The following is a 20,487-nucleotide window of genomic DNA, read 5'->3' on the forward strand; positions in this document are numbered from 1 at the left end:
CGACGCACTTGCAAGTTCGACCGACATGTACCCTGATCGCATGAGTGAGTCGCCCACCGTGGTGCGTATGGGAGTGTCCGAGGCCCGCGCCAACCTGACCGAGGTGATCGCGAAGGTGCGTCTGCTCGGGGAGCAGGTCATCCTGACCCGACGCGATAAGCCGCAGGCTGTGCTCGTGTCCCACGAGTTCTACGAGCGCGCCCGTACGGCTCTCGGCGAGAGCTGACCACGAGCAACTGCGAGCCGGCCGATAGGTGATCATCGGTCGGCCCTCCGTGCTGCCTGCCGGGCGAGGTCCAGCGCGGTCCAGCGGCGGTTGAGGGATCGGCGTTGCCGGTCGGTGAGCTGGACGTACCGGTCGTACACGGTGCGGACGCGGGCGGCTTCGACCGCCCATGAGGGGAACAGGTCCTCGGTGGACGGTTCGACGTCGCCGACGGGCTCGACGACGTACAGGTCCCCTCGGGGGAACAGGGACGCGTACCAACGGGCGTACTCGCGGTCGCTGGTGAGGTAGACGCGGTCGGGTCGTTCGGTGAGGGGGTCGACGATGCCGAGGCCGGGAACGTGGGGCTGCTGGCCGGCTTTCTTGGCTGCGCAGATGCCGCAGCCGTCGACGTAGTTCGGTTCGTGCGGGGTGAGGAGGTCGCCGGGCTTGAGGCCGGGGATGCCGCCGTGGAAGTACCTTCCGGGCAGCGGTGGGGCGCTGGTGGTCATGAGGGCTTTCCGAGGCTGTGAGGGCAGGGAGAGGGCCCCCCGGGGAGGCAGGTTCCCGGGGGGCCGGTCTGGGGGTCAGCCGCAGGGTCCGACTTCGATGTCGATGTCGATGTCCTTGCGGTGGCGGGGGGCGCTCGAGGACGTCAGGCCTGACGGCCTGGCCGCCGGCCGGGGCGGGTCGGCCTTCTTCCACGAGCTGGGGCCGCGGGTGGCCTCGGGGGCGACGGCCGCGCCGGCGAGGCCGAGGCTGGTGCAGTCGGCGGGGGGCGGGTCGCCGTCGACGTGGATGCACCCGGCGGCGAGGGCCGCCATGAACGCGACGGCGACGGCGAGGAGGGCCCAGCCCGGTCAGTACGGGCGAGCGTTCACGCGCCGCCTCCCTCGGCGGCCGTGGTCTTGGGGGCCTTGCGGCGGGTGCGTGGGCGCATCTTCACGCCCATCTCCTGCAGCATTTCCCACGTCGCCCCGTACGACCGGTCGAAGTACTCGGCGACGGCGCGGACCGACGACCCGGCCACGTACAGCTCGGCCATGCGCCCTGCCATCTCGGACCGTTCCTCACCCTTCAAGCGGGTCCGGTAGTTGCTGCTCACGCTGCGCCTTTCTCTCGTTCTCGTACGACTCGGCTTGCTCGGCGATCTGTTGGGCGATGGCCTCCTCGGCGCACACCTTGTGCGCCGGCTTGCGCTTGGAGTCGCGCAGGTTGGTGAGGCCACCGCAGTAGCGGCACGGTTTCTGGAGGTCGGACCAGTGGTCCCAGGACTTCCAGTTGAGGACGACCCCGGTGACAGGCGGCGTGGGCCGCTGCCCCTGGGGCATGGGTGGTTCCTTCCTGCGTCACGCAGCGGTCCGGTTGCTGGAGCTGAGGGCACGTCGTTCGTCGGGGTCCAGGCCGCCCCAGATCCCCCAGGGGTCGCCGCTGTTCAAGGCCCGGTCGAGGCAGGGCACGCGGCACGAGCAGAGGCCGCACAGCCGCTTGGCTTCCATCACCGACAGCCGGTCCTTCTGCGGGTCCGCGAACCACATGTCGGGGTCCTCGTGCGTCTTGCATTCGGCGTCGTCGCTCCAGTGCGGAGGACGGGCGGAGGTGTCGGGTGCGTAGCGGCTGGGGCGAGGCATCAGGCGTGATCTCCTCCCGTGCGCCCGGACACGTCCGGGCCGGTGTCCACGGACACGTCCGGGCGCGTGTCCGTGCAGGTCAGAGCACCGCCCCCGGGCACCTCGGGGGCGGTGTCCTCAGCCCTGTCCCCGTGTCCGGGGACAGGCGTCTCGGGTGTCCGGATACCGCGGCGGCGGCCCGTCGGGCGCAGCCGCCACCACACGGCGCCGGCTGCGGCCAGGCCGACGGGCGGCCCCCACATGGGGGCCGTGCGGGCGGCGGAGTCGACGGCGGCGCCGTACGCGAAGACCAGGTCAAGCAACGACATCGGCCGCCGCCTCCCGCCACCGCGCGACGGTCCGCTCGCTGATGCCGAGCCGCCGGGCGGCGTCCTTGTCGTCGACCTCGGCCTGGAATATCAGCTCTGCGGCCACCCGCTGCTCCTTGGGCTGCAGCACCGGCAGCGGCAGGTCGTTGTCCACGACCCGCCGCACGGCCACGTAGTCGACGTCGCGGCGCCAGGTGTCGCCCTCCATCGCCGTCAGGGCTTCGCCGCCATCAAGGCGCGCAGCCACGTGTCGGCCAGGTGGGCGCCGGCCACACAGCGCGGGTAGTCGCACGACGGCAGGTGCAGCACCGGCCCCTCGGGCTCCCGCCCGTGGTGGATCTCGAACCCGATCCGGTACGCGGTGCGGTACCGCCCGCCGAGGCCGACCACGGGTGTTCCGCGCACGCCGGTCGACCCGGTCCAGTGCATGTGGCCGCCGTCGACTGCGACCGTCCGCGCCTGGTACGCCTCTTCCCAGGAGTCGGCCGTGCGCCGCCGACCGCGCTGGTAGGGCGCGAGGCCCATCTCCCGGCGGATCCGCGACACCCGGTCCTTACGGCAGCGCAGCAGCCGGGCCACCGAGGCACACGACACGTCTGGCCCGGTCAGGGCCGCGGCGATCTCCTCGTCCGTCGCATGCCGCACCACCAGCACCGAATCCAGGGCCGCCGCGATCTCCTCGACCGTGATGCCGCCCGCGCCGGTCACCCGTCACCTCCGGCCGCGAGGGACCAGACGCGGATTACGGCGCCCGGGCCGTCGAGGACGTCGGGCACCCGGCCGTGGTCCGTCGAGTAGTGCTTGCCGAGTCCCCGGAAGTCGACGACCTGCGCATCGTCCCGGTACACCCCGCCCGTGGTGAGGGCGTCGAGCGTGGCCCTCAGGATTTTGTCGAGGTCAGGCTTGACGTCCGGCCGGACCGGGGCCGACGGCAGCAGCCTCGACGCGTTCCGGCCCTTGCCGTAATGGCTCTTGGGCCGGTCGAAGGTGAACACGACGGACAGCGCCACAGGGCCGAGCAGGGGACGCCATCCGCGCTTCTTCGTGCGGGCCTCCAGCGCCCGCCAGGCCACGGTGTCCCGCCAGGGCTTCACCTTCGCCGACGACTCCCGCATCCCGCCGCTGGCAGTGCGCGTCTTGGATCCCTGCGGCCCCGGCACGCCCCGGGCCGTGACGACGAGCAGCGGCTGCGACAGAGCCAGCGGGGGGAGGGCCCCCGCCGCAGGGGCGGGGACCTCCTCGAACAACGTCGGCGCGTTCACTCGGCACCACCGGCCGGACCGGCCCACGACGCGAGCGCCGGAGCCATGCGGATCTCCAGGAGCACGAGGTGGTCCGCGTCCTCCACCGCACAGTTCGCGGCCGCCTCCATGAACTTGCCGGGCAGGTCGCCCGGCTGGAGGCCGCTCGCGCCCACCAGCTGGTCAACGTGGACGGTCACGAGCTCGTCCGTCTTCCACGCGGTCACAACAACCTGCGCGGTGCGCTCCCGCTCGTCGACGTCCATGACGACGACGGGGCCGCGCTTCCACTCGTCCAGCCGGCGAGCCGACAGGTACACGTGCCCGAGGTCGGTCGGCTGCGGCCGCAGGTCCACGAACTCGACGAGCCAACGCCGCGTCAGCTCCTCCAGCGGCCCGAGCAGCCCGTCCAGCACCTCACCGGTGGCGAGGCCGCTCAGCAGCTCCTCCGCCTCCCCGGACAGGCCCTTGCCCATGGCCAGCCGGGTCAGCGAGATCTTCGCCGCGTGCCAGGCCGCGGTGCCCGTCGTCGACTGCGCCGAGCACGGGCAGCCGTCGACGATCTCGCGGGCCTCGCGGGAGGTCTTACCGGCGCAGGCCGACACCGTCGTACGGCCTCGCGCGCACAGGACGGCGGAGCAGCAGTGGCAGTCGGGGCAGTCCGGCTGCGGGAGCCGGATGTAGTCAGGCCCCATGGTCTCTACGGTCGTCATTGGTCACCCGCTGTCTCGTGTCCGCAGTTCCAGCACCGGCGGGACCCGTCGCCACGCATCGCGTGGGGGGTCCGGCGCCCTTCGCGCTGGCACTGCTCGAAGTCGTTGGAGTCGGCGTCGACCTCGCCCATCTCGGGGTCGCCGTCGCAGTCGTCGTCGAGGGCGCCCAGGTCCTCGAGGAACGTCGTCGTCGCATCGGACATCGCCGCCCGCAGGCGGCCGGCCCGGGCGCGGAGCGCAGCGAGGGGGCTCATACGCGCTCACCCAGCCCCACCGGCCACAACGGGACGATCGGCCAGTCCTCACGGACCCCGGCCGCCAGGTGCTCCCGGCCGGGCGTGCGGGCGAAGTACTCCCGCAGGTCGACGGCTTGCTCCCGCGCCCAGCGGGCCTGGTCCTCGTGCAGGGACTCCAGGCTCAGGTCCGTCAGCCAGTCGTGCCGGGCGGCGATCTCCCACACCACCGCGCACGCGGCCTCGGCGTCGGCGTGCGCGGAGTGCGCGTCGAGGAGGGGCACCCGGTAGTGCCCGCACAGGTCGGTCAGGGTCCGGCGGCCCGGCCGCCACGGGTCGGTGTGCTTGTCCAGGACCCGCGGGTCCAGGACGTACGGCACGGACACCGAGAACAGGCCGCGCTGCCCGTACCGGACGGCCTCCGCCTCCAGCATCGTCAGGTCAAAGGAGGCGTTCATCGCCACGATCGGCAGGCCGCGCTCTACGGCCTCCGCAAGCGGGATCTTCACCTCGGCGACGACCTCGGCGGCCGGGCGGCCCGCAGAGCGGGCCACCCGGGTCGAAATGCCGTGCACTGCCGTGGCCCCGGCCGGGATCTCGACGCCACCGGCGTCCGAGAGCCACGACCGGGAGTCGAGCGTCTGCCCGTTCTGCCAGTAGACGACCGAGGCCGTCACGATGCGGTCCGTCTCCGGGTCCGTGCCGCTCGTCTCGAAGTCGAGGCCGACAAGGATCCCTTCGTGCCAGGACATCAGCGGCGCCCCTTCCGGATGGCGCGGCGGCGGAGCGTGTTCCGCTTCACCAGGACCGTGCGGGACTCGCTCACCCTGCGCAGGGGCACCTGCGGCGCCTCGGCCTCGGCGTCCTGCCGGGCCGCGATCCACGCCGCCTCGCGGGTCGCTGGCGGGGCGTGGAGGATCTGCGGGCTACCGGTGTCCCCGGCGTCGTCCGCAGCCGCCAGAGCAGCCAACTCGGGCGACATAGGCACATATTTCGGCAGGCGACGGATCGCCGACTTCGTCCACATGTCGTCGAACCGCAGGTGCCAGAACGAATCGAGCCGCCCCGACTCCTGGGCCCGCTGATAGGCGCGGCTGTGCTCGTGACGGATCTGCTCGGCGTCCTCCCGGCTGAGGACGATCACCTGCGAGCGGGCGCCGCCCTTCATCCAGCAGAACGCGTACGCGAGGATCGGCTCCCCGCGCTGCTCGCGGGGCAGCTCCACGCGCGCCTTGTGCGTGAAGTCGTCGGGCGGCGGCGCCGACGGCTCGTAGTGCCACTCGTCGCCCTCGTAGATCAGGCCGACCCGCACCGAGTCGATCTGCCCCGACAGGTGCATCAGCTCGATGTAGCCCTGGTACATCGGCACGAACACGGCCAGGCCCTCGTCGGCGACGATCGCCGCCCGGCGCCCGTCCGGGACGAGCCCGAACCGGGCGCAGGCCAGCAGCGCCTGGAGGACGCTCGCCGGCGAGCAGCGGCCCAGGGGGGGCAGGCCCGCCCGCACGGCCGCGAAGAAGTTGTCACGGTCGACGTGCGCGGGCAGCGCCTCCGCGAAGTGCTGCTCGTACCGGCGAAGGAAGTCCATCGCCGTCTGCGCGGCATGCGGGTCGTCGGCCTGCTGCGCGGGGATGATGCCCTCCGGCGTCAGGCTCCGCGCGGTGATGCGCTGGGGGTTGGCCGTGGTCGCGGAGCGGACCCGGTCCTTGAGAGATGTCGTCATGGCTCACAGGCCCTTCCTGGACGGCCGCAGAACGCGGGCTCGAAACTCGGCATAGATCTCGGGGTGGTCGGCAGCCAGCCGCTCGGTGTCCAGCACCGGCGCATCGGTCGTGTACTCGGCTGCCAGATCGGGGTGGGCCTCGCGGAACTTCTTCGACGCGAACGTGCCGTTGGCCTTCCACGACCACGCCTGCTTGCCGTCGGCCTTGGCGATCGCGGCCTTGCCGGTCAGGAGGCGCATCTCGTTCTCGACCGTGCGCAAGGCATCATCGAGCGCCTTCTCCTGCGCCTTGAGGTCCGCCCGCCGGGCCAGCAGCTCCTTCGCCTTCGCGAGGTCGACGGTGGCGACCTCGTCGGGCTTAACCGACCACAGCTTGGCGAGGAGGTTCGTCGTGGCCTCCAGGCCGTCAGGCGGGGGCGGGAAGCCCTCCACCACGTGCTTCTGGAACCACTTGCCGCAGTAGTCGACGAGGTAGCCGATCATCTCCTCGTCGCGCTCCAGGCGGTGGAACCTCAGCTTGTTGCCGCCGACGAGCGCGGTCACCCAGGCGTAATCCCAGCCGCCGACCGCCATGTACCAGTGGGCCTGGAGGGCCGGGGCGTCCGGGACGCCGTCCTCCCAGTCGTCGATCTGGTACTCGCTGCGGTTCTTGCACTCGACGGGCGCGACGACTCCGCCGTCCTCGTCGAGGGCGTAGCGGTCCACGTTCGCGCGCATCCACGCGCGCTCGTTGTGGACGAGCGTGCCGGGGGGCTTGGCCACGGTGACGCCGGACCGCTTGCTGAACAGGTAGGCGATGAAGTCTTCGATCTCCCGCCCCACTTCGGCGTACTCGGTGTCGCCGTCGAAGGTCGAGCGGCCGTGCTTGGCCTCGAAGACGTGTCGGGGGCTGGAGTACTTCCCGGCCAGGCCGAGGATCGCGGCGACGTCCGAGCCGCCGATTCCGGCGCGGCGCACGGCGTGCCACTCGGACTCGGGCGCGTCGGCGGGGAGCAGCAGGTGGGCGGTCGGCGCTTCGGGCCGACCAGCGGCCAGGGCCAGGGCCCCGGCCAGCTCGGTGGTCAGGGTCATACGGGGGCCCTCCTGGTCATGATGAAGATGGCGCCGCGGCAGCTCTCGCAGCGGTGGCGGACGGGGTGGCGGGCGGCCTCGATACGGCGCATGCCGGCCAGGGCTTCGATGTGGGCGGCGATGCCGACCGCGTCGTGGCTGTCGAGGGACGGCGGCCAGGGCTCTTCGCCGCGCACGATGGCGTCGGCGTAGTACCGGGTGAGCCGCTTGAACCGCGTCGGGTCATCCGAAGCCGCAGTGCGCCGCCGGGCAACGTCCTCGATCGCGGTGATCAGCGGGTGAACCTGCCGCGCGGTCTTGGCCGTCTCGGCCGTCTTGGAGGTCATCGGGGCCCGCCCCCGCCCACGGTGTGGAGGTGGTGCGCGGCCTGCTTGGCGGACATCGCGCCCCGCCGGGCCTGGAGCTGTTCGCGGATGATCCCGGCGGCCTCGGTGTGCCCTGCCTCATGGAGAGCCTGCGCGGCCTGCTTGGCGTGGAAGAAGCGCTTCGCGGCGGCGCCCTCGACGAGGAAGCGGACGGCTGCCGCGTGGCTACCGCCGTCGACGTCATCGGCCGACGGGCTCCGGCTGACCTTGAGCGCCAGGCTTCGGGCCTCCGCGAGGACGTCCTCGTACATGTCCTTGTGGCCGCACGGGTTGTCCCAGCGGTCACGGGTGTGCCAGGCGTCGTCTCGCTGGAAGCGGTCCGGCGTGATGCGGTCGAAGCCGCGCGGGCCACCGCAGGCGGGGCAGAGCGGGAGGACTTCCACCTCGACGATCCGCACGCCGCGGTAGTCCGGGCCGGTCCCGTAGTCCGGGACGCGGACTGTCATGCGCTGCGGCAGGGGCGGCGGGACGGGGCCGTCGCCGACGTAGCGGACCCACACGGCCGAGCCGTCGGGGACGAGCGAGGCGTACGCCTCGAAGTCCCCCGCCGGGCTGTACGCGCCGAGTTCGCCGAGCCTGGCCATGCGCGCGATCTGCTGCGCGGTCTTGGACGCCCGGTAGACGAATACGCGTGCCCAGGTGCCAGGTTCGGCGCGCGCGATCAGCGCCGTCTTCACGTGGTCTGCCTGTCGCGGTTCGCCCCTCATGCCATACCTCCCAGGCGCGGGCGGGGCAGGCTGCCGAGGGCCGCACGGGCGGCACCGTTCGCGGGGTGCCTCAGCTCCGCGCAGGGCCTGCACGTCTCGTGGTCGTGCTCCTCAACCGGAGGCGCCGGACTCCGGTCGGTCAGCGCGCGGTACAGCGCGATCGTCACGGGCACGGCCAGGGCACAGATGCCCATGGCGGCGAGGATGCACAGCTTGATCAGTTCCATCAGTGGTCGCCTCCAGCCGGGTTGTCGTCAGGCGAGGCGAGGCCGGCGAGGACGGTCATCGCCGGGCACTGCGGGCTAGCATTGGGTTTCACGGGTTCCTCTTCTTCTGGTGGTTGAGGGCTCGTGGTCGGCGGGGCTGTTCGGACGGGCTAGGTCCGACGGCCCCGCGTTCATGAGGCGGCCGCGCGCTTCCTTCCGGACCCCGAGGGGCGGATGGCGGAGAGCGCTGTCGGCGCGGGAGAGGTCTGCGCGTCGGCCGTCGAGAGCGGCATCACGCGGTGGCGCTCCTGGATTTCGCGGAGTTCGCAGTCGCAGAACGAAACCGATTCGCCGATCTTCTGGTGCGGGAGGCGGCTGATGTTGTCCTGCAGAAACCGCTTCTTGCACCGCAGCTTCTCGGCAGCCTCGTCGTAGTCGTAGTTCTGGACGACCACGCAGCCGCACGGCCGCCGGGTCATCGCGGAACCTCGGCGATCAGCTCGTCCATCGAGAGCCGGTAGGCGGCCCCGAGGACGAACAGCGTGTGGACGCTCGGGAAGGTCTCACCCGCGAGCAGGCGGGCGATCGTTGTCTGCCGGACGCCCACGCGCTGAGCGATCTTGCTTTCGGTGGTGTCCCCTGCCTCCCCCGCTTTCTCGCGGAGGTAGGACGTGCGAAGTACCAGCTCGGGCACGTTCACTCCTAGTCGTACTTGCCATGCATGCACGCATGAGGTGCGTGCATGCATACACGCTATGCATGTGCACGCGCGCATGCAAGTAAGACACGGGGTGATTAGAGTGTGATTTTTAGGGTGAATGCCTCCGGCGCACCCCCGCCCCAACCTGGGCATATTGCAACACGCCTTGATCACCTGGGTTAATGCGTGCATGCACGCCTTCCCGTAGTGCATGCATGCGCGCTAGCTTGGAGGCATGCGGAGTATGGACGACACATCCGAGACGACGGTGGAGCGCTTCCGCGCACTGATCGTCGAACTCGCCGAACGCGCCGGCTACGACCTCACCAGCGGGGCCGGCGGACGGAAGCAGCTCGCGGCCGCGACCGGCATGAGCCAATCCGCGGTGAGTCGCATGGTCGACGGCATCACCCTGCCGCACCCCAACCAGTTCGAAGGCCTCGCCCGAGCCCTACACACCGACGTGTGGACTCTTTTGATCACCGCGGGTGTCGTCTCGGCCACGACAAGCCCGAAATACCCAAATCAGGATGTAGGCTCACAATCCGAACCGATTCAACCGCTTACCCCCGAACTGGCCGCCGACGCATGGGGCATTCACGACCCCAGCATCCGCAGCATGCTGATTGCCAACATCGAGCACGCGCGACGCCTGCAAAACGAGTTGGACAACTCGGGAGGTGCGAGAGCAAGGGGGTGATGGGGATGCAACGACGCTTCCCCCCCGTCCACCGTCGCAGTTGCCACTGTCGGCGGCGTAGCGGGCGGCGTTGCCGTAGGCGCCATCATGGCGGAGGAGAACCCCACCGTTCACGACATCAGCGTGGTCCTGCTGCCCGTCGCCTTCGTCGGGGCCATCGCCACCAGGTCCATGCAGCGCTGGTTCCGACGCCGCGACGCCCAGACGCAAGACGCATACCGCGAACTCGCCGAGCGTCGCGTCCGCTTCGACGAGGAGTGCAGCCGACGCACGGCCGAACTCGCCGAGCGTGAGGTGAAGTTGACTCAGGCGACTGCCTACCGGTCAGGAAGCGTGGCCATCCTCGCCAAGCACATCGGCGACACACTCGGCATCCTCGCCAAGGAGCGCGCCCGCCGCGAAGAACTGGAAGAGCAGTACGCCGAGCTGGCCGGCGAGTACAACCAGCTCGTGCAGGAAACTCTGGAGGAGCGGGCCGCCCGCTTCAGCAAGATCGCGCCACCCGAGGCCCGGCCCGGCGTACCCCGGCTGGTCCACGCCCGATCCCCCGTCCTCGGCAGCAGTGCCCCCCGGCGAGGCGGCAGAGGGACGCCGGCGGACAGCGCACGCGACCACGTCTGACAGCGACAGTCCCCGGTTGATGGCCGGGGCCCTTCAGCGTGACCAGGCAGCACAACGGCGGTAGCAAGAGAGACTACGTTCCCCTCTCAGCCGACACTGCGCAGGCGGCAGTGTGGTGGACGTGGCGGGCTGAGCGTTGCCTCGGTAGACATGGCGTCGTCATCGGCCTCCGGCAGCAGATGTCCGTACGTATCCGATGTGGTCGTATTGGATTCGTGCCCGAGGCGCGGCGCTGCGCGTAGGTCAGCGGGTGCGAAGCGGAGATCAAGGCTGCTGCGTGGGCACAGTACAGAAGTGGTGTGCGCGATGCTGCGCCAAGCGGTACTACGACCTCTTCCATGCCGACAGCCGATCACCGGCTTGGACCTGGGGCAATAAGTATGGCCACGTGTCAAGCCCGTAGGCCTAGAAGCCCCGTTGTCGGCCGCCCAACCAACTCCCTGGCGAGCCGTGCACTTCGAGCGAGCATCGAGCGAGCAGACGATCTTCGAAGAGGGTGCCCCCGGATTCCTGGAGCGGCAGGTGCCAGGTTCTCCCAGGTCCGAGGGCTGCGACCTCGCCACGCCTTGCAGGGGCGACAGGATTTGAACCTGCGGCATGCGGGTTTGGAGTCCGCTGCTCTGGCCGGGCTGAGCTACACCCCTTCGGTGGCTTCACCTTGGCACGTGAGGCGGTGGTGGGGCCACGTGTTTTCCTGGGAGTGACGTCGAGTGCGCGGCTGTGACTGCCCGCGGCGCGCGGCTCGGTGCGAGCCTCGACGTCGGGTCGAGGCGACGGCCCCGCCGGCGCGGGGCGCCGCCCGCCAGGATGCCGCAGAACCCCACGCCTGATCGTGTGGCGGGTTCGAGCCGAACCGCCGCGCTCCCCCCGGGGACCGTCCACGCAGCGATCACCTCGTCGCCGCGTCCTACGGCTGGAAGTACTCCGACATCAGCCGGCTGACCCACTCCGGCTGCCTGACGTCCAGCGGGCGGAACTCCTCCATCGTCGGCTTCAGGTCGATGACCGGGGTGCCCGAGACCGCGTCGAGGCCCACCACCGTCAGTTCGCGGCCGCGGACGGATTCGATGGCGCAGGACGTCACCCCGATGCGGTTCGGCCTGCGGGGGCCGCGGCCGGCGAAGACACCGACGGGAGGGAGGTCGGAACGGCCGCGGTAGGGGCGGGGTTCGCGGTGGTCGTCGTGCTCCGGGAACCGGTCGAAGACGAAGAGGACCTCCACATGGGAGAAGCCCTCCAGTCCCTGGAGGCAGGCGTCGCCGAAGCGCTCGTCGACGGTGATCGTGCTGCGGACGGCACCCCAGTTGTCCGTGTGCTGCACGTCCGTCCTGTCGTTCCGGACCGTACCTATCGCTGTGATCTCGAAACTCGGCATGGCCGGAGGCTATCCCCGCCGCGCCCGCGCGGAGGCACTCGACACCGTCGGCGCAGCGGGTGACGGCGGCGGTGGCGGCGTGGTGAGGACGTGGAAGGTGAAGTCCTCGCGTGCCTTCGCGTCGACGGCCATGGGCAGGCGCAGCCGCCCGGACGCGGCCATGCCCCGCACGGCGGACCGGCTCAGGCCGAACCCGGTCGTCAGCAGCTTCTCGACCCGCACGGGCGCGGGAAGTTCGAATCTGACGATGACCTCGAGCGGAAGCGGCCGCTCGGGGTCCGGCCGGTGGAACGGCATGTCGGTCTCCAGCTCCCATGTGCCGCTCCAGTCGAGCCGGTACGAGGCCCTGCCCGCCGACGCACCGTCCATGACCAGTCGCCGCACCATGGCCGGATCGTTGTTCTCGAACATCAGCAGCCGCTCGCTCTCCAGCGCCTGCACATGGACGCGCTCGTGGACGGGGATCTTCGACGTGCGGCCGCACAGTGCGCAGCCGATCAGCAGCCAGACGTCGAGGAGTTTGCCGCTCGCGTTCACACGGATCTTCCCGGTGGGACGGTGACGTGTGGACCTGCACGAGACGCAGGCTCTGACGATGGCGGGCAGACCCAGCTCACGGATCACCCACAGTGCCTTGCGGTCGACGTCGGTTCCGCCGCCGTCGGCGGGCAGACGGGTGCCAAGGGATCGGTTCATGGTTTCGGCGAGCTCCAGGGCTTGCGCGGGAGGCAGCACGCATCGCCGTACGGCGCCGTGGGATGCCTTCCCGGAATCAGTGGCGTACGGCCGGCGCCGCTGAGCGGGGCACACCGGCCGGCGCGACGTGGCGGAGCACGTCGCGTGAAGGAAGCTCGCGGCCCGCGCCGGTCACACGGTGCGGGCTTCGAGCGGTACGGCGGAGCGGGACGGGGATCGACTCGAACCCGTCCTCGTTCCGCACATGCGCCACTGGTCACAGATCCATGCCGCAGATGATGTGCAACCGGAGGGTGGTCGGGCAACAGGTTTTCCGGCAGTCCGGAGGGCCGGGTACCTCAAGCCCCTTTGTGGCGGGCCCTCTTGCGGGGCGACGCGGCGACGCCTACCGTCCCGACCTGTCGACTCGACACATCAGGACGCCGCTTGCGGTCGCCCGGCTGACACGGGAGAGGCCATGAGGACGATCGACTACGACAAGGAGCAGTACCGGGACTACGCGCGCGGCCGCGCGCTCTCCGAGCACCAACTGCGGGTGTGGCTCGACGCCTTCGCATCGGTACTGCCCGAACGGAGGCCGCTGGCAGGGCTGGACGTCGGCTCGGGGACCGGCAGGTTCACCCCCGCGCTGGCACGGGAGTTCGGGCCGGTCGTCGGCGTCGAGCCGTCGGTCCGGATGCGTGAGGTCGCGCTGGCGCGGTCCGGGCACCCGGGGGTGCGGTATCTGGCGGGCGGCGCCGAGGAGATGCCGGTGCCCGCCGACAGCGCCGACTACGCTCTGCTGTTCCTCTCCTGGCACCACGTCCGGGACAAGCCCCGGGCGGCCCGGGAGCTGGCCAGGGTGCTCAGGCCCGGCGGGCGGCTGCTGCTGCGCGCGAATTTCCGGGACCACCATCCCCGTCCGTGGTGGCTGGAGCACTTTCCCCGGGGATACGAGGTGGACGCCTCGATCTTCCAGCCGCTGCACGAGGTCATCGCGATGTTCACGTCGGCCGGCTGGAAGGTCGTGGACTACGGCACGGTCACCGAGCCGTCCCCGGGAACCCTCGGCGACATGCTGGAACGGCTGCGCCTGCGCACCCTCTCCTTCTTCGCGCAGCTCGGCCCCGAGGAGGTGGAGGCCGGCTTCCACCGCCTGGAGCAGGTCGTCGCCGCGGATCCCGACGCGCCGGCGCCCGTGTTCGCCGAGCCGCTGCTCACGTTCGAACTGCGCTGACGAGGGACTCCGGGGAGCCAGGGGACGCCGAGCCTCTGGCGCAGGTCAGGGGGCAGGCCGGTCAGCCCCGGGACGATCAGGCGAAGCTCCGGGCCGCGCTCGGGAGACGCGTCCGGCCGTGCTCCGGCCGTGCCTCGGGCAGGCAGGCCGCGTGCGGGGGCGGGGTGGGCGTCGGCTGCGTAGGGTGGGTGGCGCCGGGAACGGCCGGGCCGACGGGAGGCTGGGATGAGCGCACAGGGCACGGACGCGTACACCGACGGCAACGCGCTGGCCGGACCGCTGCGGGAGATCTTCGCGGTGGACATGACGGCCGCCGAGGGGCGCTGCGTGGGCTGCGGGCTCACGGGGCCGGTCGCCTTGCTGCGCGTGTACGACCACGCTCCCGGTCTGGTGGCGCGCTGTCCCGGCTGCGACGCCGTGGTCATGCGGCTGGTCCGTGGGCCGGCCGCCGCGTGGCTCGATCTGCGGGGCTCGGTGAGCATGCGCATCCCGTTGCCGGAGTGACGTCTTCGGCCGGTTCCCGGAGCGGCCGGCCGCCGCACGTGTCCTGGCCCCTCGCGCCGTGTGCCCGACACTGTGCCGATCACGACGCGGGCGGAGTGGGAGACCCTGCTGGACCGGCTGGCCGTGGACGAGCTGATCAGCGGCTACGGGGCGGCCGTCGACGACGGCGACCGGACGTCGTACGTCGCTCTCCTCACCCCGGACGGCCGAGCCCACTACACCTCCGCGGGCGGTGTCGCCGATCCCGAGGCGCTGGTGGACCGTCTGTGCGCCGGCCTGCTCTCCCAGGTGGGCGGCCGCCTCGGCGACGACGCGGCCGTCCTGGCGATCGGCCGGCCGCCCACCCCGGTGCCGGCGGCCGGCCGCGCTGGCGGTGGTCCGCCCTCGGCCACCGCGGCTGCCTCGCCGCTGCCTCCCGGGCAGGCGGCGCCGCCGAGTTGACCGGCACGGCACGGCACTCGATGGCATCGCGGGGGGCGCTCGGGGTATCCGGTCTGTGACACGGGGAGACCATGACCGGAACAGACCAGGAGGAGGGGGTAGTCCGTGGCTCGATCGGCGGTGCGCGGGCGTACGTCGGAAGGATCGGGAGAGGGTCGGCGGTCGCCGCTGGCCGCACTTGCCCGGTGGGCGGCGATGGCGCTGGCGTTCGTGGCGATGGTCGCGTTCGGGGCGGTGCTGGCCCGCGCGACACTGGCGCCGTCGTACGCCTCGGAGGGGCTCGCGCACGCGAATCTGCAGCCGGGTGCCTCACTGCGGCAGTACTACGAGCGGTACACGGTGGCGGGCGCCGTGCGCCAGGTCGGCGGGAACGTGCTGCTGGGCATGCCCTTCGGCGTGCTGCTCCCGGTGCTGGCGCCCAAGGCGCGCGGGGCGCTGCGCGTGGTGGTGACGACCGGCCTGGTGATGGTCCTGGTGGAACTGGCGCAGGGGGCGGTGGTGCAGGGCCGCGCCTTCGACGTCGATGACGTGATCATGAACACCGCCGGTGCCCTGCTGGGCTACCTGCTCTTCGGGCGCCGCCTCGGCCGGGCGGTGCACGACGTCCGCCCGGCGGCTCCCGTCGAGGACCCGGCCCCGGCGGCGAAGCCCGCCGACGGCACCAGGACGTCGAGGTTCACGAAGGCCTTCCGGCGTCGCGGAAGCGCTGCGGCCGGGAAGTCCGGCACGGCGGGGAAGACCCCGAGGACCGCGGGAAGCGGGAAGGGGGCCGGGAAGGGCACAGGGAAGGGGGTCAAGGCCGCGGAGCCCGCCCCTCGCGGGCCGTTCCCGTCCTTCGGGACGGTCCGCCGCAAGGCCGCCCGGCGCTCCTGAGCGGCGCCCGGCCCCCTGTCGCTCCGCCGCTGGTACGTCCCTGACCAGCGGCGGAGCCGCATGGAGTTCGTCACATCGAGGCGGCAAAAGCTTTCCCCCGGGCACGACACTTTGTTACACAGAGTGGATTCATCCCCGATTGCCCCGGGAGTGGGCGACATGAACGACGACGACGACACCCCGGACCGCCTCCACGCGTTCGAGCTGGACTTCACCGACCACGAGACCCGCCGCCGGGCCGAGGTCCTCGCCGCCCTCGGCGACGAATGGGACCCGGTGGCCGTGCTCCGCGAGGAGGACGCGGCCTACCGGCTGCTCTACTCCGGCCTCGACGAGGAGCAGGAAGCGGTGTACCGCGCGCTCGTGGCCGCCGGTGTGCTGCCGCCCCTTGAGGCGACCGGGGAGGACGACGGTGCTGCTTCCGATTGATCCCTCCGCCGACCCCGGCCGCCGGGCGTGGGTCCCCTGCCCGCGGTGTGCGGACCACCGGGAGTGCGCCACCTGCGCCGCGGGCCGCAACTGCCCCGACCACTGGCGGTACTTGCTGTCGAACAAGGGGCCTGTGCTGCATCTGCAGTGCCCCGGCTGCACCCACATGTGGGCCTGGGACTCCGGCTTCGGGGCGCAGCACCGCGACCGCGCCTGAACGTCACGCCGGCCGGGCCGTCCCCGGCAGGCGACGGCCCGGCTGGTGTGCGAGGCTCGGGTGTGTGGGCTGCCCCCGTCCGCGGGGAGCAACCGCGGACCCCTCAGGGAGGCGATCATGGAAACCGATGCCCTGACGGTAGGCACCCTGCGAGAACTGCGCGCGACCAGGCCGTATCCGGCGGTGTCGCTGACCATGCCGACGCACCGGCGCCAACCGGACAACGCCCAGGACGCCGTACGGCTGCGCAATCTTCTCGCCGAGGCCGAGCGCCGGATCGAGCACGATCCCGAGGCGTCCCGCCGGGCCCGGATGGCCATCAAGACGCAGCTCAAGGCGGCCGCCGCCGAGGTCGATCTGCGCTACTCGCTGGACGGGCTCGTCATGTACGCCACGGAACGGGACCACCAGATCTGGACCCTGCCCCGGGCCGTCCCCGAGCGCGTGGTGCTCAGCGACAGCTTCCTCACCCGCAATCTGGTCGCCGCGAAGGCGAGGGCGCGCCCGTACTGGGTGCTCACGGTGGCGGCCGACCGGGCCACCCTGTGGAGCGGCAGCGGCCAGTCGCTGCACCCGCAGGGCGCGCAGGGCTTCCCGCTGGAGCCCGATCCCGTGCAGTGGGACCCCGAGCGTCAGGAGCAGGTCGGGGACCACCCGAGCACGTTCCGGGACGAGGAGACGCGGCGGTTCCTGCGGTCCGTGGACAGCGCGCTCACCGCGCTCCTGGCCACCGACGACCGGCCGCTGTACCTGGTCGGCCTGCCGGACGCGGTCGCCCTGCTCAAGGAGGTCGGCACCGCCGCCGACGCCGCGGTGGCCGTCGTCCACAAGGGCGGCCTGGCGAACGGTCCCGCGCCGGCGCTGCTCCAGGAACTCGCACCGGCGCAGAAGGAGTTCGCCGAGCGGGAGGCGGAACGGATCGGCCGCAGGCTGGTGGACGCCCGCAGTCGCAGGATCTTCGCGGCCGGGCTGGACGAGGTGTGGGAGTCGGTGTGCGAGGGCCGTGCCGAACTCGTCGTGGTCGAGGAGGACTTCCAGCGCGCGGTGCGCCTGAGCGACGGTCACCTCACGCCGGTCGACGGTGACGCGCCGGAGGCGGGCGGCTTCGAGGAGGGCATCCGCGAGGACATCGTGGACGAGCTGGTGGAGACCGCACTCGACAAGGGCGCCGAGGTCCGCTTCGTGGCGCCGGACAGCCTCGTGGAGCACGACCGGATCGCGGCGGTGCTCCGCTACTGATCCACCCCGCCGCCTCGCCGCCGGGCCGCCCTCCGGTCGCTGCGAGCGCGGCCCGCGAGTACGTCACCCGGGTCCGCTGTCGGCGGCGGCCCCGGGTGACCTGCGCCGCGGCGGCGGCACGGGCGGGCGGAGTCAGGCGGCCTCGACGGCTGCCTTGATCCGCCGCCCGAACGCCGGGGCGTCCTTGCGCGCGGCGCTCAGCGCGAGTCCCACCAGCAGCTTCCCGAGACCGTGCCCTTCCAGGTGGTTGAAGATCCGCACCCGGGTGGTGGTCTCGGAGACCGGCTCCAGGTCGTAACCGCCCTCGGCGGTGACCAGGTTCTTCGACTGCTCGGTCCAGCGGATCCTGTTGGGCGCGTCGAACTCGGTGATCCGGAACTCCCGGTGGGACTTCATCCCGGCGTCCTTCACGATGCTGGTGAACACCGTGCCGACCGCGGTCGGGGCGTCCGGCGTCCGCCGGATCTCCTGCACTCTGGGGCTGAACTTCGGGTCGTTGCGCCCGTCCGCGAGAAAGGCGAAGACCTCCGCCACGGGACGGCCGACCTCGACGACCGCCTCGAACTGACCACCCATGTCGCTCCTTGACGGCTCGATGGATCGCCGGGTCCGGCGACCCGGCCACGATAGAGCGCTTCGCCGCCCCGGGCACCCGGGCGCGTTCCGTATCTTCGCCGCGAGCGGTGAGCGCTGCGGCTCCCCCGCACGTATGGAAGGCCGGGCCCCCTTCGGGACCCGCGGCAGCTCATGCCGGTGACCTGCAGGTACGTAAGCGGATATTGGGGGCACGGTGAGGCGCAAACGGCGTCAGGTGCAGCGCGCGCTGCGGCTCGTGGCCGTCGCGGGAGTCGTCTGCGGCGGAGTGATGATGTCGCAGGCCTTCGGGGCGGCCCCCGACGGCACGCAGCCCAGGAGCGGCAGCCGGGTGCTGGACGCGCCGGACGGCGCGCGGGGCCCGGCGGACGCGGCGGGCCTCGCCGAAGACCTGGCGGCGCGTCTCGGCGACGCCCGGACGGGCGGCAGCTGGGTGGACGACGAGGGCCGCCCGGTGGTCGCCGTGACCGACGAGGACACCGCGGCCGAGGTCGCCCGGGCGGGCGCCCGGGCGGAGGTCGTCCGCTACAGCATGCGTGACCTGCAGGACGCGGCCGGCGCGCTGCGCGAGGCCGAGCGCGTGCCCGGTACGGCCTGGTCGGTGGACCCGGTCTCCAACGAGGTCCTCGTGCTGGCCGACAGCACGGTCTCCGCACAGGAGTGGGCACGGCTGCAGTCCGTGGCGGACGGCATCGGCGGGCAGGTGCGCATGGAACGCACCGAGGCCGCCTTCACGACCAGGACCGCGGGGGCGGCACCGATCCTGACCCGGGGCAGCCGCTGTTCGGCCGGCTTCAACGTCACCAACGGCACGACCGACTTCATCCTGACGGCCGGCCACTGCGGGCCTCCGGGCACCGGCTGGTTCGCCGACAACCAGGGGACCAGGCCCGTCGGCACCACCGTCTCGACCTCGTTCCCCGGCGGCGACTTCTCCCTCGTGCAGTACCAGAACGACGGCTCGGACCACAGCAGCGTCGTCGGGGTCGGCTCCGGCCGCGTGGTCCGCATCACGGGTGCGTCCGACCCGTTCGTGGGTCAGGAGGTCTTCCGCAGCGGCAGCACCTCGGGGCTGCACTCCGGTCAGGTCACCGGGCTGAACGCCACGGTCAACTACCCCGAGGGAGCGGTCAGCGGTCTCATACAGACCACCGTGTGCGCGGAGCCCGGTGACAGCGGCGGCCCCCTGTTCGCCCAGGGCCTCGCGCTCGGGATCACCTCGGGCGGCAGCGGCGACTGCAAGGCCGGGGGCATCACCTTCTTCCAGCCGGTGACCACGGCGATGGCGACGCTCGGTGTGAGCCTGCCGCGCGCCCCGGACAGCGGTGACGCCGAGGCGCCCGCCGCCGGAGGCGGGACGCCGGGTACGGCGCCGTCCGCCGCCGGTGCCCCCACCCGTGAGGCGGGCGACGGCGCGGGGGGCGGTTCGGGCGGTTCCGGGACCGGCCAGAGCGGGCAGCAGGCGGCCCCGGGAGTGCCCGGCGCCCCGACGGCGCCGGGTGGCGCGCCGGTCTACCCGGGGACCGCGAGCGATGCCACACAGCTGGGCGCGATCGGCAGCGGCGGCGGCATCGGCCCCGGTCTCCTGATCGTCGCCGTCAGCTGCCTCGCGTTCCTGGCCACGCGGTGGATCCGCCCCGCGGCGGCCGTCGGGGGCCACCGCCCGGGAGGCTGGGACTGACCGGCCGTCGCGGGCGGGGCGGGGTGGAGGATCATGGAGCTATGACCGGTTCACCTCGCGCCCGCTCCTTCGACCGTGCCGCCGGGCGGTACGCCGCGAACCGCCCCTCCTACCCGCCCGCCCTCCTCGACGCCGTCGAGGAGCTGGCGGGGCGCCCCCTGAACGGTGCCCTGGTGGCCGACGTGGGCGCCGGGACGGGCATCGCCACCACGTTGCTGCACGACCGCGGCGCCCGGGTCGTGGCTGTGGAGCCCGGTGACGGCATGGCCGCGGAGCTGCGCCGCAACCAGCCGGACGTCCCCCTGGTCCGCGGGGACGGCGACCGGCTGCCGCTGGCCTCGGGCGCCTTCGACTTCGTCACGTACGCCCAGGCGTGGCACTGGACCGATCCGCGGCGGTCGGTGCCGGAGGCCCTGCGGGTGCTGCGGCCGGGCGGCGCGTTCGCGCTGTGGCGCAACGACCCCGACACCTCGGTGCCGTGGATCGCCGCGGAGCAGGAGCGCCTGCGCGGCTTCTTCGACGTGCTGTCCCACCCCCGCGCGGGGCGCCTGCCGGACGGGCCGGGGTTCACCGAGCTCCGGGTGCCGTGGTCGCGGCGGGTGCCCGTCGAGGTGCACCTCGCGAACATCGGCACCCAGTCGGCGTTCCTGGTGATCGGCGAGGAGCGCTCCCGGGCCTTCCTCGCCGCCGAACGGGAACACCTGGCAGGGCACTTCCCCGACGGCATGGTGGACGAGCACCACGTCGTGAACCTGGTCCTCGCGATCCGCTGACGCGCGGCGGCGCCGCACACCGGGT

34 protein-coding genes and 1 tRNA gene are annotated in these 20,487 nt (G+C 72.1%); 12 read left to right on the forward strand and 23 right to left on the reverse strand.

All coding sequences use genetic code 11. From position 1 onward, the window contains the following. Positions 1-40 precede the first annotated feature (40 nt). A complete protein-coding gene (locus B085_RS0121765; protein ID WP_018560705.1) occupies positions 41-226 on the forward strand; it encodes a type II toxin-antitoxin system Phd/YefM family antitoxin in 186 nt (61 codons plus the stop codon). Positions 227-258: 32 nt separating this feature from the next. Here B085_RS0121765 and B085_RS0121770 read toward each other — a convergent pair whose 3' ends face one another. The 19 genes from B085_RS0121770 to B085_RS49460 all read right to left on the reverse strand — a co-directional run bounded on the left by B085_RS0121770 (position 259) and on the right by B085_RS49460 (position 9,097). Then, the gene (locus B085_RS0121770) at positions 259-717 is read right to left on the reverse strand and encodes a hypothetical protein (RefSeq protein ID WP_018560706.1); all 459 of its coding nucleotides are present in this window, start codon (positions 715-717) and stop codon (positions 259-261) included. 75 nt (positions 718-792) lie between these two features. Beyond that, a complete protein-coding gene (locus tag B085_RS0121775; RefSeq protein ID WP_018560707.1) occupies positions 793-1,029 on the reverse strand; it encodes a hypothetical protein in 237 nt (78 codons plus the stop codon). Positions 1,030-1,082: 53 nt separating this feature from the next. Beyond that, a complete protein-coding gene (locus B085_RS49455) occupies positions 1,083-1,262 on the reverse strand; it encodes a helix-turn-helix domain-containing protein (RefSeq protein ID WP_158689798.1) in 180 nt (59 codons plus the stop codon). A gap of 13 nt (positions 1,263-1,275) precedes the next feature. Further along, positions 1,276-1,536 (reverse strand): hypothetical protein, encoded by a 261-nt coding sequence (locus tag B085_RS43310; RefSeq protein ID WP_018560709.1) that lies wholly within the window; start codon positions 1,534-1,536, stop codon positions 1,276-1,278. An 18-nt stretch (positions 1,537-1,554) separates the two neighbouring features. Further along, positions 1,555-1,836, reverse strand: coding sequence for a WhiB family transcriptional regulator (locus B085_RS43315; RefSeq protein ID WP_018560710.1), 282 nt, complete (start codon positions 1,834-1,836; stop codon positions 1,555-1,557). Next, a complete protein-coding gene (locus tag B085_RS0121795) occupies positions 1,836-2,144 on the reverse strand; it encodes a hypothetical protein (RefSeq protein ID WP_018560711.1) in 309 nt (102 codons plus the stop codon). The genes B085_RS43315 and B085_RS0121795 overlap by 1 nt, the downstream gene beginning before the upstream one ends. After that, a complete protein-coding gene (locus B085_RS0121800) occupies positions 2,131-2,352 on the reverse strand; it encodes a helix-turn-helix domain-containing protein (RefSeq protein ID WP_018560712.1) in 222 nt (73 codons plus the stop codon). The genes B085_RS0121795 and B085_RS0121800 overlap by 14 nt, the downstream gene beginning before the upstream one ends. Before the next feature lie 5 nt (positions 2,353-2,357). Beyond that, positions 2,358-2,852: a hypothetical protein gene (locus tag B085_RS45795; protein WP_018560713.1), complete on the reverse strand. Its 495-nt coding sequence runs from the start codon at positions 2,850-2,852 to the stop codon at positions 2,358-2,360. Then, positions 2,849-3,406: a RusA family crossover junction endodeoxyribonuclease gene (locus tag B085_RS43330; RefSeq protein WP_018560714.1), complete on the reverse strand. Its 558-nt coding sequence runs from the start codon at positions 3,404-3,406 to the stop codon at positions 2,849-2,851. Before B085_RS43330 ends, B085_RS45795 begins: the two co-directional genes overlap by 4 nt. Then, positions 3,403-4,080 carry a hypothetical protein gene (locus B085_RS0121815; RefSeq protein ID WP_158689799.1) on the reverse strand — a complete coding sequence of 226 codons (678 nt, stop codon included), beginning with the start codon at positions 4,078-4,080 and terminating at the stop codon, positions 3,403-3,405. The genes B085_RS43330 and B085_RS0121815 overlap by 4 nt, the downstream gene beginning before the upstream one ends. 14 nt (positions 4,081-4,094) lie before the next feature. Beyond that, positions 4,095-4,352, reverse strand: coding sequence for a hypothetical protein (locus B085_RS0121820; RefSeq protein ID WP_018560716.1), 258 nt, complete (start codon positions 4,350-4,352; stop codon positions 4,095-4,097). Continuing rightward, complete coding sequence (locus B085_RS0121825) at positions 4,349-5,083, reverse strand: exonuclease domain-containing protein (protein ID WP_018560717.1); 735 nt, start codon at positions 5,081-5,083, stop codon at positions 4,349-4,351. Before B085_RS0121825 ends, B085_RS0121820 begins: the two co-directional genes overlap by 4 nt. After that, positions 5,083-6,054 carry a recombinase RecT gene (locus B085_RS0121830; protein ID WP_018560718.1) on the reverse strand — a complete coding sequence of 324 codons (972 nt, stop codon included), beginning with the start codon at positions 6,052-6,054 and terminating at the stop codon, positions 5,083-5,085. Before B085_RS0121830 ends, B085_RS0121825 begins: the two co-directional genes overlap by 1 nt. A gap of 3 nt (positions 6,055-6,057) precedes the next feature. Further along, a complete protein-coding gene (locus B085_RS0121835; RefSeq protein ID WP_018560719.1) occupies positions 6,058-7,125 on the reverse strand; it encodes a YqaJ viral recombinase family protein in 1,068 nt (355 codons plus the stop codon). Then, a complete protein-coding gene (locus tag B085_RS0121840) occupies positions 7,122-7,451 on the reverse strand; it encodes a hypothetical protein (protein ID WP_018560720.1) in 330 nt (109 codons plus the stop codon). Before B085_RS0121840 ends, B085_RS0121835 begins: the two co-directional genes overlap by 4 nt. Continuing rightward, the gene (locus B085_RS0121845; protein WP_158689800.1) at positions 7,448-8,197 is read right to left on the reverse strand and encodes a hypothetical protein; all 750 of its coding nucleotides are present in this window, start codon (positions 8,195-8,197) and stop codon (positions 7,448-7,450) included. Before B085_RS0121845 ends, B085_RS0121840 begins: the two co-directional genes overlap by 4 nt. Further along, on the reverse strand, positions 8,194-8,424 hold the full coding sequence (locus B085_RS0121850; protein WP_018560722.1) for a hypothetical protein: 231 nt from the start codon (positions 8,422-8,424) through the stop codon (positions 8,194-8,196). The genes B085_RS0121845 and B085_RS0121850 overlap by 4 nt, the downstream gene beginning before the upstream one ends. Before the next feature lie 170 nt (positions 8,425-8,594). Further along, the gene (locus B085_RS0121855; protein WP_018560723.1) at positions 8,595-8,882 is read right to left on the reverse strand and encodes a hypothetical protein; all 288 of its coding nucleotides are present in this window, start codon (positions 8,880-8,882) and stop codon (positions 8,595-8,597) included. Continuing rightward, the gene (locus B085_RS49460; protein WP_018560724.1) at positions 8,879-9,097 is read right to left on the reverse strand and encodes a helix-turn-helix domain-containing protein; all 219 of its coding nucleotides are present in this window, start codon (positions 9,095-9,097) and stop codon (positions 8,879-8,881) included. Before B085_RS49460 ends, B085_RS0121855 begins: the two co-directional genes overlap by 4 nt. A gap of 250 nt (positions 9,098-9,347) precedes the next feature. Here B085_RS49460 and B085_RS0121865 point away from each other — a divergent pair, with 250 nt between their 5' ends. Beyond that, complete coding sequence (locus B085_RS0121865; RefSeq protein WP_234018636.1) at positions 9,348-9,803, forward strand: helix-turn-helix domain-containing protein; 456 nt, start codon at positions 9,348-9,350, stop codon at positions 9,801-9,803. Positions 9,804-9,890: 87 nt separating this feature from the next. Continuing rightward, on the forward strand, positions 9,891-10,424 hold the full coding sequence (locus tag B085_RS0121870; protein ID WP_018560726.1) for a hypothetical protein: 534 nt from the start codon (positions 9,891-9,893) through the stop codon (positions 10,422-10,424). 569 nt (positions 10,425-10,993) lie between these two features. Here the strand turns inward: B085_RS0121870 and B085_RS0121875 are convergent. The 3 genes from B085_RS0121875 to B085_RS0121885 form a co-directional block, all read right to left on the reverse strand. After that, positions 10,994-11,068, reverse strand: a tRNA-Trp gene (locus B085_RS0121875). 263 nt (positions 11,069-11,331) lie between these two features. Continuing rightward, positions 11,332-11,799 (reverse strand): SAM-dependent methyltransferase, encoded by a 468-nt coding sequence (locus tag B085_RS0121880; RefSeq protein ID WP_018560727.1) that lies wholly within the window; start codon positions 11,797-11,799, stop codon positions 11,332-11,334. 9 nt (positions 11,800-11,808) lie between these two features. Beyond that, positions 11,809-12,495 (reverse strand): DUF1062 domain-containing protein, encoded by a 687-nt coding sequence (locus B085_RS0121885; protein WP_018560728.1) that lies wholly within the window; start codon positions 12,493-12,495, stop codon positions 11,809-11,811. Between the two features lie 457 nt (positions 12,496-12,952). Here B085_RS0121885 and B085_RS0121890 point away from each other — a divergent pair, with 457 nt between their 5' ends. From B085_RS0121890 to B085_RS0121920, 7 genes are all read left to right on the forward strand, one after another. Further along, positions 12,953-13,711, forward strand: coding sequence for a class I SAM-dependent methyltransferase (locus B085_RS0121890; RefSeq protein ID WP_018560729.1), 759 nt, complete (start codon positions 12,953-12,955; stop codon positions 13,709-13,711). A 225-nt stretch (positions 13,712-13,936) separates the two neighbouring features. Next, positions 13,937-14,215, forward strand: coding sequence for a DUF6510 family protein (locus B085_RS0121895; RefSeq protein WP_018560730.1), 279 nt, complete (start codon positions 13,937-13,939; stop codon positions 14,213-14,215). Between the two features lie 60 nt (positions 14,216-14,275). Further along, positions 14,276-14,656: a nuclear transport factor 2 family protein gene (locus B085_RS50960; RefSeq protein WP_018560731.1), complete on the forward strand. Its 381-nt coding sequence runs from the start codon at positions 14,276-14,278 to the stop codon at positions 14,654-14,656. 195 nt (positions 14,657-14,851) lie between these two features. Next, on the forward strand, positions 14,852-15,529 hold the full coding sequence (locus tag B085_RS45805) for a VanZ family protein (protein WP_018560732.1): 678 nt from the start codon (positions 14,852-14,854) through the stop codon (positions 15,527-15,529). Positions 15,530-15,688: 159 nt separating this feature from the next. Beyond that, positions 15,689-15,958: a DUF6400 family protein gene (locus tag B085_RS0121910; protein ID WP_018560733.1), complete on the forward strand. Its 270-nt coding sequence runs from the start codon at positions 15,689-15,691 to the stop codon at positions 15,956-15,958. Further along, complete coding sequence (locus tag B085_RS0121915) at positions 15,945-16,175, forward strand: hypothetical protein (protein ID WP_026251304.1); 231 nt, start codon at positions 15,945-15,947, stop codon at positions 16,173-16,175. The genes B085_RS0121910 and B085_RS0121915 overlap by 14 nt, the downstream gene beginning before the upstream one ends. Before the next feature lie 117 nt (positions 16,176-16,292). Then, complete coding sequence (locus B085_RS0121920; protein ID WP_018560735.1) at positions 16,293-17,414, forward strand: hypothetical protein; 1,122 nt, start codon at positions 16,293-16,295, stop codon at positions 17,412-17,414. Between the two features lie 132 nt (positions 17,415-17,546). On the opposite strand, the gene B085_RS0121925 is transcribed toward B085_RS0121920, so the two are convergent. Then, complete coding sequence (locus B085_RS0121925) at positions 17,547-17,990, reverse strand: SRPBCC family protein (RefSeq protein WP_018560736.1); 444 nt, start codon at positions 17,988-17,990, stop codon at positions 17,547-17,549. A 214-nt stretch (positions 17,991-18,204) separates the two neighbouring features. On the opposite strand from B085_RS0121925, the gene B085_RS43345 reads away from it, so the two are divergent. Both B085_RS43345 and B085_RS0121935 read left to right on the forward strand, forming a co-directional pair. Continuing rightward, positions 18,205-19,689 (forward strand): S1 family peptidase, encoded by a 1,485-nt coding sequence (locus B085_RS43345; RefSeq protein WP_051102134.1) that lies wholly within the window; start codon positions 18,205-18,207, stop codon positions 19,687-19,689. Positions 19,690-19,730: 41 nt separating this feature from the next. After that, positions 19,731-20,462, forward strand: a complete 732-nt coding sequence (locus B085_RS0121935; protein ID WP_018560738.1) for a class I SAM-dependent methyltransferase — start codon at positions 19,731-19,733, stop codon at positions 20,460-20,462. Positions 20,463-20,487 lie beyond the last annotated feature (25 nt).

Source organism: Streptomyces sp. BoleA5 (genome assembly GCF_000373665.1).
GTDB lineage: Bacteria > Actinomycetota > Actinomycetes > Streptomycetales > Streptomycetaceae > Actinacidiphila.